At 38.0% G+C, this 13639-nt stretch carries 13 protein-coding genes; 11 read left to right on the forward strand and 2 right to left on the reverse strand.

Annotation, left to right across the window (positions count from 1 at the left end; all coding sequences use genetic code 11):
* Nucleotides 1–46 precede the first annotated feature (46 nt).
* A complete protein-coding gene (locus tag ACZ5N5_RS07250) occupies nt 47–955 on the reverse strand; it encodes a LysR family transcriptional regulator (RefSeq protein ID WP_054860139.1) in 909 nt (302 codons plus the stop codon).
* 147 nt (nt 956–1102) lie between these two features.
* On the opposite strand from ACZ5N5_RS07250, the gene ACZ5N5_RS07255 reads away from it, so the two are divergent.
* From ACZ5N5_RS07255 to ACZ5N5_RS07305, 11 genes are all read left to right on the forward strand, one after another.
* Nucleotides 1103–2122 (forward strand): alpha/beta fold hydrolase, encoded by a 1020-nt coding sequence (locus ACZ5N5_RS07255; protein WP_464373556.1) that lies wholly within the window; start codon nt 1103–1105, stop codon nt 2120–2122.
* A 268-nt stretch (nt 2123–2390) separates the two neighbouring features.
* Nucleotides 2391–3791, forward strand: coding sequence for a PTS mannitol transporter subunit IICB (locus tag ACZ5N5_RS07260; RefSeq protein WP_109983146.1), 1401 nt, complete (start codon nt 2391–2393; stop codon nt 3789–3791).
* A gap of 310 nt (nt 3792–4101) precedes the next feature.
* Nucleotides 4102–4446: a PadR family transcriptional regulator gene (locus ACZ5N5_RS07265; protein ID WP_054788294.1), complete on the forward strand. Its 345-nt coding sequence runs from the start codon at nt 4102–4104 to the stop codon at nt 4444–4446.
* Nucleotides 4443–4775 (forward strand): DUF1048 domain-containing protein, encoded by a 333-nt coding sequence (locus tag ACZ5N5_RS07270; protein ID WP_464373557.1) that lies wholly within the window; start codon nt 4443–4445, stop codon nt 4773–4775. Before ACZ5N5_RS07265 ends, ACZ5N5_RS07270 begins: the two co-directional genes overlap by 4 nt.
* 42 nt (nt 4776–4817) lie before the next feature.
* Nucleotides 4818–5171 carry a DUF1048 domain-containing protein gene (locus ACZ5N5_RS07275; RefSeq protein ID WP_054860143.1) on the forward strand — a complete coding sequence of 118 codons (354 nt, stop codon included), beginning with the start codon at nt 4818–4820 and terminating at the stop codon, nt 5169–5171.
* Complete coding sequence (locus ACZ5N5_RS07280; protein ID WP_109983145.1) at nt 5168–5500, forward strand: DUF1048 domain-containing protein; 333 nt, start codon at nt 5168–5170, stop codon at nt 5498–5500. Before ACZ5N5_RS07275 ends, ACZ5N5_RS07280 begins: the two co-directional genes overlap by 4 nt.
* Nucleotides 5501–5764: 264 nt before the next feature.
* On the forward strand, nt 5765–6466 hold the full coding sequence (locus ACZ5N5_RS07285; protein ID WP_464373558.1) for an ABC transporter permease: 702 nt from the start codon (nt 5765–5767) through the stop codon (nt 6464–6466).
* Between the two features lie 242 nt (nt 6467–6708).
* Nucleotides 6709–8805 carry a BglG family transcription antiterminator gene (locus ACZ5N5_RS07290; protein ID WP_464373559.1) on the forward strand — a complete coding sequence of 699 codons (2097 nt, stop codon included), beginning with the start codon at nt 6709–6711 and terminating at the stop codon, nt 8803–8805.
* A 16-nt stretch (nt 8806–8821) separates the two neighbouring features.
* Nucleotides 8822–9256, forward strand: a complete 435-nt coding sequence (locus tag ACZ5N5_RS07295; RefSeq protein ID WP_277678045.1) for a PTS sugar transporter subunit IIA — start codon at nt 8822–8824, stop codon at nt 9254–9256.
* Between the two features lie 233 nt (nt 9257–9489).
* Entirely contained in the window at nt 9490–11034 is a 1545-nt protein-coding gene (locus ACZ5N5_RS07300) for a spore germination protein (RefSeq protein ID WP_109983140.1), read from the forward strand.
* On the forward strand, nt 11031–12239 hold the full coding sequence (locus tag ACZ5N5_RS07305; protein ID WP_464373560.1) for a Ger(x)C family spore germination protein: 1209 nt from the start codon (nt 11031–11033) through the stop codon (nt 12237–12239). The genes ACZ5N5_RS07300 and ACZ5N5_RS07305 overlap by 4 nt, the downstream gene beginning before the upstream one ends.
* 137 nt (nt 12240–12376) lie before the next feature.
* Here ACZ5N5_RS07305 and ACZ5N5_RS07310 read toward each other — a convergent pair whose 3' ends face one another.
* Nucleotides 12377–13471 (reverse strand): GerAB/ArcD/ProY family transporter, encoded by a 1095-nt coding sequence (locus ACZ5N5_RS07310; protein ID WP_464373561.1) that lies wholly within the window; start codon nt 13469–13471, stop codon nt 12377–12379.
* Nucleotides 13472–13639: the final 168 nt, after the last annotated feature.

The raw sequence follows: 13639 nt of genomic DNA on the forward strand, positions 1-13639 counted from the left end.
GTTACGTGTGGAGGTGCAATTAGGTATTAGGAGAATAAGGGGTTTCCTATCGCTGTTTATTCTCCTCCCCAATAGCGATAACCTCTCTTACTACTTCTAGGAAAGATGACATCATCGGTGAAAGCCACTTGTCTTTATGCCACAGCATTTGTGTGTAGACGTGCAAGTCGGGAATTTGCCATGGAAGAGCAACAAGTTCGCCCCGTTCGATTTCGGCTTGTGCTGTTATTTCAGGAAGAAAGGCAATACCGATTCCCGTAATGGCACATTGTTTAATCGCTTCGGCATTGTGAAACTCTAAATAAGTAATATTATCAATGCCCTTTTTCTCAAATGACCGGTCAAACATGGTTCGATAGGTACAACCCTTTTCATTAACCAGAAACACCTCTTCATGGAAATCTTCTAGTTTTAGTGCGGATCGTTTTGCAAGGGGATGGTCTGGATTGACGAGAAGGCGGAAAGTTTCTTCCAGTAACGGTTCTACTGCAAGTCCGCTCGAACGAATTGGTTCGTCCAGCATAAAGACGGCATCCGCGGTTCCTTCAAAAAGTGTTTCCTTAAGTCGCTGATTTGGAACAGAGCGAAAAATGAGACGAACACCAGGATGACGCGAACGATATAGCTGAAAGACAACTGGAAGACGGTAGGCACAAAGAACCTCGTTGGCACTTATCGTTAGAGTACCGCTTAACTCTTCATTGTCATGAACGACACTGCGGGCTTCGTCCAATTTGTTTAGAACCTCTTCGATATGTGTTAAAAAACGTTTACCAGCTGTTGTAAGAACGAGCTTCTTGCCCAATCGGTCAAAGAGTCGCACACCAAGTTCTTCTTCCAATGCTTTTATTTGCATGGTGATGTTAGAAGGGACATAATTGAGCACTTCCGCAGCACGACTAAAATTTAGAGTGGATGCAACCGTACGAAACGTATTTAGTTGACGCAATTCCATCCTATTTTCCTCCTAGCACTTTCAATTTTATTGAATACTATTTTTAATTTTATTCACTTTTATTGAGAGTAACACAGGTTTATACTTACAACAAAGAAATAGATTCTAAAAAGTTTTGTTTTAAAAATAGAAGGGAGCAACAATAGAATGGATTATGAAATTTTTGATTTAGGTGACGTAACCTTGCAATCAGGAGTGACGTTACCGAAAGCTTTTCTTGCTTATAAGACTTACGGGAAATTAAATGAAGAGAAAGATAATGTGATCATCTATCCAACTGCTTTTGGTGACCAACATGTTCAGAATGAGTGGTTGATTGGAAATGGAATGGCACTGGATCCACAAAAATATTTTATTATTGTTCCTAATTTGCTAGGTAACGGATTATCCTCATCTCCTAGTAACACGCCACCTCCATTCGATCGAGCTAAATTTCCTCAAGTTACGATCTATGACAATGTGAAATTACAGCATCGACTAGTGACCGAAAAATTTGGGATTCACAAGATCGCTCTCGTCCTTGGATGGTCAATGGGAGGTGTTCAAGCATTCCAATGGGGGGCAAGTTATCCAGACATGGTAGAACGTATTGCACCCTTCTGTGGGGGTGCAAAGACTTGGCCACAAACATATATAGTCCTAGATGGAATGAAGGCTTCACTCATGGCTTCAGTAGGTTTTGATTCCAATAAAATAAGTCAGTTGACTTCTACAGACATGCGTGCCGTTGCCCGTGTTTATGCGGGGTGGGGCTTATCTCAGACATTTTACAGAGAGGAACTTTATCGTGTGCTAGGATATGATTCATTAGAGAGTTTTGTAGCTGGTGTCTGGGAAAAGAGTTTTATGAAGATGGATCCCCACAATGTTCTGGCAATGCTATGGACTGGACAAAACGCAGATCTAAGTGCAAATTCCACCTATAACGGTGATTTCGATGCGGCACTCAGAGGCATTCAAGCACTTACCTGCATCATGCCAGGGAGCACAGATCTTTTCTGCACAGCAGATGATAATGAATACGAGGCTAATCTTATACCGAACGCTGATTTTCAACCTATCGAGTCAATTTGGGGCCATTTCGCGGGGCGCGGGATCAACAGTGCCGATAATCAATTTATTGATGACAACCTAAGACGCTTGTTGGCACTCCACATAGACAGATAGATTACCATTTATTGAAGTTGTTCTTTAGCTTACATCTATAGGAGTTATTTCGAGAACTAAAAAAGTGTTGTTTCGGTCACTGGCGCTACGCATCCTAATAAGTTTCGTTAACCATCCCTACTGATGGAAGTCTTACTTTATTAAATCCTGACAACATCCTCTTTGCCAAAATAATGATTAGATTAGTTTGAATATGAGATGTTATCGCTATATTCTTAAGATAAGCAATTATTCTTATCTAAAAAAAAGAGGGAAAGGGGTAAAGTCAATGGAAAATAAAGGATTTCGAGCGAAAGTTCAACGTTTTGGTAGTTATTTAAGTGGTATGATTATGCCAAACATTGCTGCGTTTATCGCATGGGGTCTTATTACCGCACTATTTATACCAGATGGTTGGATGCCAAACGAAGATTTTGCGGCACTAGTAGATCCAATGATTAACTATTTATTGCCATTATTAATTGGTTTTACTGGTGGGAAAATCGTATATGACATTCGTGGTGGTGTAGTGGGTGCGACGGCGACAATGGGGGTTATTGTTGGTGCCGATATACCGATGTTTTTAGGAGCGATGCTAGTAGGGCCGCTCAGTGGGTATTTAATCAAAAAAATAGATGGATTATTCCAACATCGAATTCGTTCTGGATTTGAAATGCTCTATAATAACTTCTCAGCAGGTATACTTGCTGCAATTCTAGCAGGAATTGCCTTGAAGGTTATTGGACCAATTGTGACAGTGTTAAGTGAAGTTTTAGCATCTGGAGTAGAAGCCTTAATCAATGCAGGCCTATTGCCGCTTGCGAACATCATCATAGAACCAGCTAAGGTGCTTTTCTTAAATAATGCCATCAATCATGGGATTTTAAGTCCTCTAGGGGTAGACCAAGCCTCTGAAGCAGGGAAATCGATTTTGTTCTTGTTAGAAACAAATCCAGGACCAGGTCTAGGAATTTTATTAGCCTTTATGCTATTCGGTAAAGGAATGGCGAAAAATTCGGCATCTGGTGCAGCAGTTATTCATTTTTTAGGTGGGATTCATGAGATCTACTTCCCATATATTTTAATGAAGCCAGCACTATTATTAGCAGCTATCGGTGGTGGTGTGAGTGGTGTGTTCACATTCAGTTTATTTAATGCAGGCTTATCAGCACCTCCATCACCTGGAAGTATATTTGCGTTAGTAGCAATGACGGCGAGAGGAGATCATCTTGCTGTTATTCTAGGAGTTATTGTGGCAACCATTGTTTCCTTCTTAATTGCTGCAGTGATATTAAGAACGAGCAAGGAGAGGGAAGAAGATCTTACCGATGCTACAAGTAAGATGCAAGAGATGAAAGGGAAGAAAAGCTCTGTGGCAGATAATTTAACGGAGAATAAAGTGATGGGTGAAGTAAATAAAGTGGTTTTTGCTTGTGATGCAGGGATGGGTTCGAGCGCAATGGGAGCTTCATTGCTTCGTGATAAATTCAAAAAGGCAAACATTGATATTGAAGTGACGAATAAAGCGATAAATGATCTTCAAGAAGATGCAGATCTTATTATTACCCATAAAGACTTAACGGACCGGGCTAAGGCAAAAATACCAAATGCCCAGCATATCTCAGTAGACAATTTCTTAAGTAGTCCAAAGTACGATGAATTAGTTAACGAACTGAAAAATAAAAAATAAAATAATCCGTCAAAGGATAGTTAGCCTATTTAAGGCTAATTATCCTTTTTAATTTATACATGAAAACTTTAAGACGATTGTAGAGTGATTAATCTATAGAGAAACTTCTATAATAACAGACTAAGTATAGCTCTCAGATGGCTTGAGTTAGTTTCGAATCCTTAAAAAAATGGACTTTTTATTCTTGACAAGTGATGCTATTATGTATTACTATATACTAGTAATCAGTAACACTTAATATCTGTATTGCAAAATACCTGTGATACAGAATACTGAAAAAATATAGGGAAATACAAATGGAGTGGGAAACTTGGAAAATAACACAGAAATGCTAAAAGGTGTGCTTGAGGGTTGTGTGCTTGAGATCATCAGCCGTGGCGAAACTTATGGCTATGAAATCACGCAACATCTTCGAGAGCTTGGCTTCACCGATGTAGTGGAAGGCACAGTTTATACGATTACTATGCGACTTGAGAAACATAATCTGGTGGACATCGAGAAAAAGCCATCCACTAAGGGACCGCCGAGAAAATTTTACACACTCAACGCAGCAGGTCAAAAGCAACTTGAAATTTTTTGGAGAAGATGGGATTTTGTCTCAAGTAAAATTAACGAACTCAAAACGAATAAAATCAAAAGGAGAGAAGTAAAATGAATATTTTTGAAAAAATTATTGGAAGTCTGGAAGACAAGCGGGAATGGAAGGCGATGGAGGCGCGTGCAAAGACACTTCCAAGTGAATACCACAACGCTTACAAAGCTATGCAAAAATATCTCTTTAACACTGGAGGCATGACAGATTGGCAAGAAACGAAATTCGTCTTTAATCACATCATCGACCTTCTTGAAGAAGCCGTAGCCGATGGCAAGCGTGTTAAAGAAGTTACTGGCAACGACGTAGCAGCCTTCTGTGATGATCTCGTCATTGATGCAAAATCGTGGGTTGATAAACAACGTCAAAAACTCAACGATGCGATTAAATAATAGTACTTTGCTGAACAGCTTAATATCTTAAAGGAGAATACAATGAACTTTTTAGAAAAAATAACCGGTAGCGATATGACTAAAGAAATAAAAGGTTTTGAAGCACGAGCAAAAGTCTTGCCAGCTGACTATCAAACTGCTTGGAAAGAAATTAATAGTAATCTCTGGGTTCACGGAGATTTCACCGGTCGTAATCTGATGCCGATTCTTGACAGTGCTCTTGAACTGCTTGAAGTTACATCAGCAGACGGCCAGAGCGTCGATGAAGTACTAGGAGATGATATCAAAGGCTTCTGCGCAGCCCTTGTTGGTGACGAAGGCGCAAAAACTTATAGAGATAAATGGCGTGAACAACTCAACAAGAACGTAGCAAAAAAATTAGGAGGACTGAAATGAGTATCAAGGGAATCATCGAAGGCAAAAAAGTATGGAGAGCCCATGTTTCACGTGTCAAAGCGCTTCCGCAAGATTACCAAATTGTTTATAAAGAGATCCAAAAATATCTCTTTAAAGTCGGTCCTGTTGAGCTAAACGAAGGTATCGGACTGCTCTCAGAGATTATCAACTTCTTTGAAGAAGGCGTAGCTGCTGGGAAAGGTGTGCTTGAAGTCACAGGAACAGACGTTGCTGCTTTCTGCGATGCACTGATTGAAGACTCAAAAACTTACGCTGATCTTTATCAAGAATCGATCAAACAAAAAGTCGATAAGGCTAAGAAAAAATAGAAGGAACATAATACTAGACGGCAAAATTCTATCGAACTTTTGCCGGAATATCGTTCGAGTTTGCTTCGTACTAATAATATTATGTTTTTTATTTACCCTGTTGCTTTGCCGACGAACTAATGGCAAATCCTAAAACCTATGTCGACAAGTATCGGAAGATTTGAATCAGAGTATTATTAAGCATTGAGAAAAAAGTAAATTCAATAAATAATTCTGACTGAATAGAAAAATATAGGTAAATTAGCGCCTTGTTGCGCTAATATTATGCGCAGTCCAGATACGATTATTACGGTTGCGATTACGCCGATTATAATGATGGTGTTGTTTGTCTACGTATTCGGCGGTGCTATAGAGACAGGCACCGACAACTACGTCAATTATTTATTGCCGGGAATTTTGCTAATCACTATCGCATCAGGCATTGCTTACACTTCCTTACGACTATTTACAGATGTAAAAAGCGGACTGATGGCGCGTTTTATTACCATGCCCATCAAGCGCTCATCGGTGTTGTGGGCTCACGTGTGGACCTCACTTGTTACCAACGTGCTCACTGTCGGTATCGTTATCCTCATCGCGCTCTTAATAGGGTTCCGATCTAATGCGGATATCCTAGATTGGCTCGCGGTAGTTGGAATACTCAGTCTGTTTACACTGGCGCTGACATGGCTCGCGGTCATTCCCGGGCTGACAGCACGGTCAATGGAAGGAGCGACAGCATACTCGTATCCGCTGATTTTTCTACCTTTTATTAGCTCGGCTTTTGTTCCCACCGAAACCATGCCTAAAATTGTTCGTGCGTTCGCGGAGAACCAGCCCGTTACTTCAATCGTAAATTCGATCCGTGCCCTCTTATATGAAGGCCAGGTTAACAATAGTATCTGGACTGCTCTTGCTTGGTGCATCGGTGTCATGATCATCGCTTACATTATTTCCAATAAATTATTTAAACGTGAATTAGGGTAAAACAAAGGAAAACACATTTTAGGTTTATTAAAATGTGTTTTCCTTTTAATTTCCACTTCTACACAAATAGAATTACCTAGCTCCACGTGAATTCCGCATTTCTAACTTATTAAATTTTGTCAACATTTAACCAGAAAATAAAATAATAAAATAACGTTGAAACGATGGGGAAAGCAGGTATAAACTGAAAGAAAGTAATTTAAATTTGTCTGTCTTGTATTGGAGAAAGGGAGGGGTGTTTATTGTATTTATCGGGTAGAGAAAGACGTACTATTGAATTACTCTTATCGAAACAGGAGCCAACCACTATCAAAACCATTGCCAAGAACTTAGAAGTAAGTGAAAGAACTGTACACCGTGATTTAAAAAATATGGAAGACGTTCTATCGCAATATGAGCTCCGTATAAACAAGCGCGCAGGTGTAGGGGTATCGGTTTTAGGAGACGATACTGATAAAAAGGCATTAAAGCATGCGATCATGAAGCTACAATATACCGATTATACACCAGATGAGAGACAGTCGATTATACTAACAACCCTTCTTGAAACAAGAGAGCCAATCAAATTATTTCATTTAGCCAGTGAACTAAATGTAACGATTGCCACGATCAGTCATGATTTAGATATGCTAGAGGAAATCATGACAAAGTATGAATTGAACCTAATACGAAGAAGAGGATATGGTGTCAAAATAGATGGTGCAGAAGAAAATAAACGTGCTGCCATCAGTTATTTAATCTCTAAGCATGTCAGTGAATCAGAGGTTATCCAATTACTACGTAAGAACATTGAAAAAGAAGATCCGTCTAATGCGATATCTAATCGTTTGTTAGGTATGGTTGATCAAGATAAATTAACCTATATCGAACAAACGGTGAATGCTTACCGCGCGAATCTTCCCTATGAACTCGCAGACAGTGCCTATGTTGGCCTTGTCGTTCATTTGGCTCTTGCAATGGAAAGGCTACAGAAAGGGGAAAGAATACAGTTCGATCCCGTTTATTTAAAAGAGCTGCAGGAGACAAAGGAATATAAGATCGCACACGAAATTACTTTTACGTTGGAGGAACAGCTACAGATTGAAATACCTAATGATGAAATAGGTTATGTAACCATGCACTTACTTGGTGCTAAACTACGAAACCATGAATATTTGATGGAAGAGTCCTCTCTAGACATTGCTTACAAGGCAAAGCAACTAATTTCCTTTGTTAGTAATATATTAAATAAAGATTTACTGAGTTTAGAGCATATTCTAGATGACCTCGTTGCCCATTTAAAGCCAGCCATTTATCGGTTGCAGCAAGGAATGAATATTAAGAATCCATTAATGGAAGAAATAGAATCAGACTACCATCAGCTTTTCTTTATATTGGAGGAAGGGACAAAGAAAGTGTTTCCTGATATCCATTTTCCAAAAGAGGAAATTGCTTACCTTGTGCTACATTTTGCTTCTGCTCTCTTACGAATGGATAAAGAAATAACGTTAAAAGTACTTGTAGTCTGTTCGAGTGGGATAGGGACATCCAAGATGCTCGCATCGAAGATTATTCAACAAATTCCTGAGATCACCGAGATTGAAAGCTCTTCTTTATTTGATTTAGAGAATAGAAAATGGTCGAGCTATGATTTTATTATCTCAACAGTGCCGATCAAGCATATGGAGCATGAGTATATTTTGGCATCACCTATTCTGACGACAGAGGATATTCATAAGATTAATAGTCAAATCCGAAAACTTAAAATGAAAGCTGGCCTAAAAAAAGCAAAGATCACTACATTAAAAAACAGGAAAATAACGAAGCAAGAAACGGTTAACCACATAAAAGGTATAAAATCGATGACAAGTGCAGTGATTTCCTTATTAGAAGGCTTTTATCTTCAATCCTATCAAGGAAATCAAGCATTAGCTTTTATTTTACAAGAGATTTGTAAGGAGTTAGAGGAAAAGCAAGTAATCACCGATGCCAAAAGGGTAGCAATCAAATTGCAAGAAAGGGCAGACTTAGGTGGATTAGGTATTCCAAATACAATGCTGGCATTATTTCATACACGTAGTGAAGATATTATGAAGCCAAGCTTTACGATCCATCCTTTAGCAAAATCGATCATCGTTCAAGGAATGGATGGTAATAGTATGAAAATCAAACATTTCTTGATCATGCTTTCACCAATTAACGCAGAGGAAGCAGAAATGGAGATATTAAGCTTTATTAGCAGCTTGTTAATTAGAAATCAAGAGAGTACGGAAATATTTCAATCCGAGGATCAGGAGAGAATAGGTTCTTATCTCGCTATCCAATTACATCAGTTTATTAAAGAGAAATTAACGATATAAAAAGGAGTGCTTATAAATGACAAAGGATATTTTAACAAAAGATAATATGATGTTAGGGGCAGTATTAAACGATAAGGAAGAAGCAATTCGCTTGACAGGGAATATTTTGAAGGAAAATGGATATGTAGAGGAATCCTATGTTGATAAAATGTTAGAACGTGAAAAGCTAACCTCCACTTATATCGGAAATAATGTAGCCATTCCACATGGAACTGATGATGCGAAGGATGCGGTCCTTCACACGGGTCTATCTGTGGTCACTGTGCCTGATGGGGTTGATTTTAATGGAGAAAATGTCCATATCTTGATCGGAATCGCTGGAAAAGGGGAGGAGCACTTAGAGATCCTATCCAAGATTGCATTAGTTTGTGCAGAGGAAGAAAATATTCAAAAATTGATCCATGCTGATACGAAAGAGGACATTTTAGCTATTCTAGAAGGAGTCAACTAAATAGTAGACAATATTGGAAGAATCACCGTCTTTTTCACTTGATCATAAACCCTCCACTTCAGCCAATAGACGCATAAACCTGTCCAGAAAGGAAACCTTTGGTACAGGTTTTTTTGTTTGAAAGACTCTTATTTCTTTTGTCATGAAATACTCCGATTTTCCTTCCTAGTGCATGAATTTTCAAGCTTTCACCCATACTAAAAAATATTATTTCTTTTAGAGAGGGCTGTCAGATGAATAGGAAACGAAAATTATGGTTTGGAAAGAAAAGTGAAAAGAGTCCAAAAACAGAAATCGAACAAATAAAAGGAAATATCCATGGAAATATATCGGATAATAAAGCTGCCTTACAGCAAATATTTCATCAAAGTACAGACATTAAATATCGAGAATTCAACCTACCGCTTCAAGAGCAGAAAAAAGTACTTCTATGCTATTTGGAGGGGTTAATTAATGCAGAAAGTATTAATAAAAGTATTATGGAGCCAATATTAGAGGAGTCTAGTCATTCAGAATCACCAAAAGCTGAGGTAATTCCCTTTATCCAAAATCGTATTGTGCATAACCTGGATGTAAAAGAAGTTACAAATCTTAAGGATATGGTAAAGGGTATTTTAGTAGGGAAGACAGTGATAATGGTAGAGGGTTCTACTGTTGCATTAGTTGTGAATACGATTCGATATGAGTCCAGAGGGATAGAAGAACCAGATACAGAGTCTACCGTAAGGGGTCCGAGAGAAGGATTTAATGAAGTCTTAAAAACGAATACCTCCATGCTTAGACGGATTATCAAAAATCCAAATTTAAGATTTGAAGATATGCAGATAGGTGAACTAACACAAACCACTGTTAGAATTGGATATGTCGATGGAATTGCCAAAGATGATATCGTAAAGGAAGTAAAGAAAAGGCTGAAAGCTATCCAGTCGGACTCTATTTTAGAATCAGGTTATATTGAACAATTTATCCGAGATCATAAATTCTCACCATTTCCCACAGTAGGAAATAGTGAGAAACCAGATAAGGTGGCAGCCAAGCTATTGGAGGGTAGAGTAGCGATTCTATGTGACGGCACTCCTTTTGTTCTGACAGTTCCTTTTTTATTCATTGAAGCATTACAAGTACCGGAGGATTATTATAATAACTACTTGTTTACTACTTTTATTCGCTTTATTCGTATAATCTCCCTGTTTTTGACGATATATACAGCCCCTTTATTTGTTGCGGCCTCCACCTTCCATCAGGAAATGGTGCCAACCTTATTATTAACAACAATGGCAGCAGCAGAGGAGAAGGTTCCCTTTCCAATTATGCTTGAGGCAATATTAATGCTGATTGTTTTTCAGTTATTAAGAGAAGCGGGTGTGCGAATGCCACGACCTGTTGGTTCCGCGATTAGTATTGTGGGTGCCTTAGTAATTGGGGAGGCAACCGTTCAAGCAGGATTAGTTGGGGCACCAATGGTTATCGTTGTCGCACTCACAGCCATTACGGGATTTGTGGTTACGGTCTATAATGGTGTCTCTATCTTGATTCGGTATTTTCTCTTATTATTAGCTGGAACCTTTGGTCTGTATGGTCTACTTATGGGTTCTCTTATCGTGATCACCCATGTCTGTTCCTTGCGCTCTTTTGGAATACCGTATTTAACACCATATGGACCTATTATTCTGAAAGAGTGGAAGGATTTCCCTTTCCGATTACCAATCCAGTTTATGAAAAATAAGCCGAAATCAACAACAAAGAATACGGGTTCTAAGGGAGATGTGTATAGATGATGAAAAGCGGTCATCTTTTTATACGTAAACGATCAGTTAAAATAGTTGCTGTGTTCTTATCTCTATTGCTATTAACAGGTTGCTGGGATCGTTTAGAGCTAACGGAAGTCGGGATTATTACGGCCCTTGCGATAGATAAAAATCCAGAAACAGGTGAATATATTCTAAGTGCTCAATATCTAAGGCCTGCTGCATTAAGTGCTGTTGCTCCATCGCCAGTAGAGCCGTTTATTGTTATTACTTCGAAAGGAACTACAGTCTCCGAGTTAATTCGCAAGGCAGATCAAAATGTAGGGCGTAATGGATTTTATGCCCATAATAAAGTCGTCATCGTTAGCGAAGAGGTCGCCAAGGACGGGTTATTAAATTTATTTGAAACGTTTCAAAGAGATAAAAGGGTACGTAGTTATGTATGGGTTGCAGTAGCAAAGGGCACAATGGCCAGAACCTTCCTTGAAAAAAAGGTGAAATCGATTGCCTCTGTACCAGCTAATTTTTTAAATAGTCTTTTTATTAGCGCAAAATTTGATGCTGTTACCCACAACTTATTAAACTTTTTTAAAAAATCACTAAAGGAAGGGATTGATCCAGTATTAGGTGTATTAAGCTTTGATAAAGCCGAAGAATTGGAAGAGGAATCGATTAAATTGACTGGAGGTGCTGTGTTTCAACAGGATAGCTTTGTTGGATTTCTTAACGAAACAGAAGCGATGGCATATAATTGGGTACGAACAGAATCAACGAACAAATCACAGGGTACATTTAAGGTCCCAATGGACGATGGTTCGATCATTTCCCTTCGCTTAATTTCTAAAAAAGCAAAGATCATTCCTACAATAAAAGGAGAGGAGCCCATTACCTTTACCATCGAGTTAAATCAGGAAACCCAATTAGTAGAACAAGTAGCCAATAGAAAATTTACTAGTAATCAAGAGGTCGTCGAATATGTCAATAAAGTGAAGGAAACAACGGAGAAACAAGTTGAAGAGGATATCATGCGGTTAGTAGAAAAAACTCAAACAGAATTAAGATCAGATATCTTAGGCTTCGGGGAAACCATTCATAAAAAGAATCCAAAGGTTTGGCACAAAATAAAAGAAAACTGGCAAGAGAATTACCCTAATACAAAGGTAGAAGTAAAAGTTAATGTAACGATTAAGAATGCTGGTTTAATTAAAGGGGAATTGGCACCTGGGGAACAATAATTATTTAAATAACCCTTTTACCAAATAAAATAAAATGAACAGACAGATTACTATGACATAAAGGAGTCCTCCTATCATAATAAAGGCTAAAAAATAGTCTTCTTTTAGAACATCGATAATTTTCGTGATTTCAGATTTCATTTCTTCTTCCCTTTCCTTTCATTCCATTTTTTTACAAATGCGAGAATGAGTAAAAATACAGGAATCAAGGAGTATACAACAATATTGTATACTCCTGCCTCCATCCCCTTCCATCTTTGGTGTTCAAGACTTTCAAATTGAAATAGGGCCAATATTGGCAGAAGTAGGCCAAAGATAGCGATCACCCAATTTGGCTTTCGCTTGCCGACCATCCATGTCATCACAATAGAAAAGGCGAAAAAGTGAATGGCAGTTTTGTAAAATCCACCGACAAACATAATAAATACACCCATACTATCTAAATTGGTAAAAATCATACCAATATGGATAGAGAGCAATGTCTCTAATAACGGAATTTCCATATGTGTTGCTAGGTCTGGACCTAAAACAGAAATCATGACAATCACAGAAGTGATTAATATTAAAGTAGAAAAGGTTACGGCAATATAGGTCGTTTTTCGAATCGATTTCTGCTGTTGAACAAAGTGCCAAAATACTAATACCACTACTAATTCTCCAAAAGGAAATCCAAGAACAGTAGGGACCTCTTTTAAAATCGAACCAAAACCTCTGTCTAAAATAGGTAGAAGATTAATAAGATCAAATTCTTCTGCTACAAAATTGAGAACAAAGATTAATATAAGAAAGATAATGAAATACAAAAATACGATTTCAATAGAACGAACAAGTACTTCCATTCCTAGCATCAAAATATACATAATGACGAAGACAAATATATATAAAATTACTGCTAGAGGGGTAAACGGAAGGGCAGTCATTTTAATTAAACTACCAAATTCATAAAAATTATGTAATGCTTGATGGAGAAAATATAGCCCAAAAAGAAAAAGTAACGGTCTTGCTAACATTTTCCCGAACAAATCGTCTAAAATAAAGGCAAAGTCCTTTTGTGGATACATTTTCGGAAATTGAGTATAACACCAAATTAGTACTAGACTCAGTAGATACGCTACCACTATTACGATCCACGCATCTTGTCTTGCCCCAATTCCTATTGCGAATAGAGTAGTACTACCTACTTCGAATATAACGATTAATGTGAAAAGCTGAATATTTGTAATGCGATCCATATATGTATTCCCCTCATGAAAATTGCCTTATGAACAATAGTGAACATTCTTGTGATAAAATGAACTCCTCTAATGGAAGTCACTCCATATCCTTATTTTGCCCAATTATGTACTGGAATATAATTCGCCCTTAACGGTTAAAAAAATCGATTGAAGCTAGTTGCTCTA

The sequence above is a fragment of the Gracilibacillus sp. JCM 18966 genome, assembly GCF_055392695.1.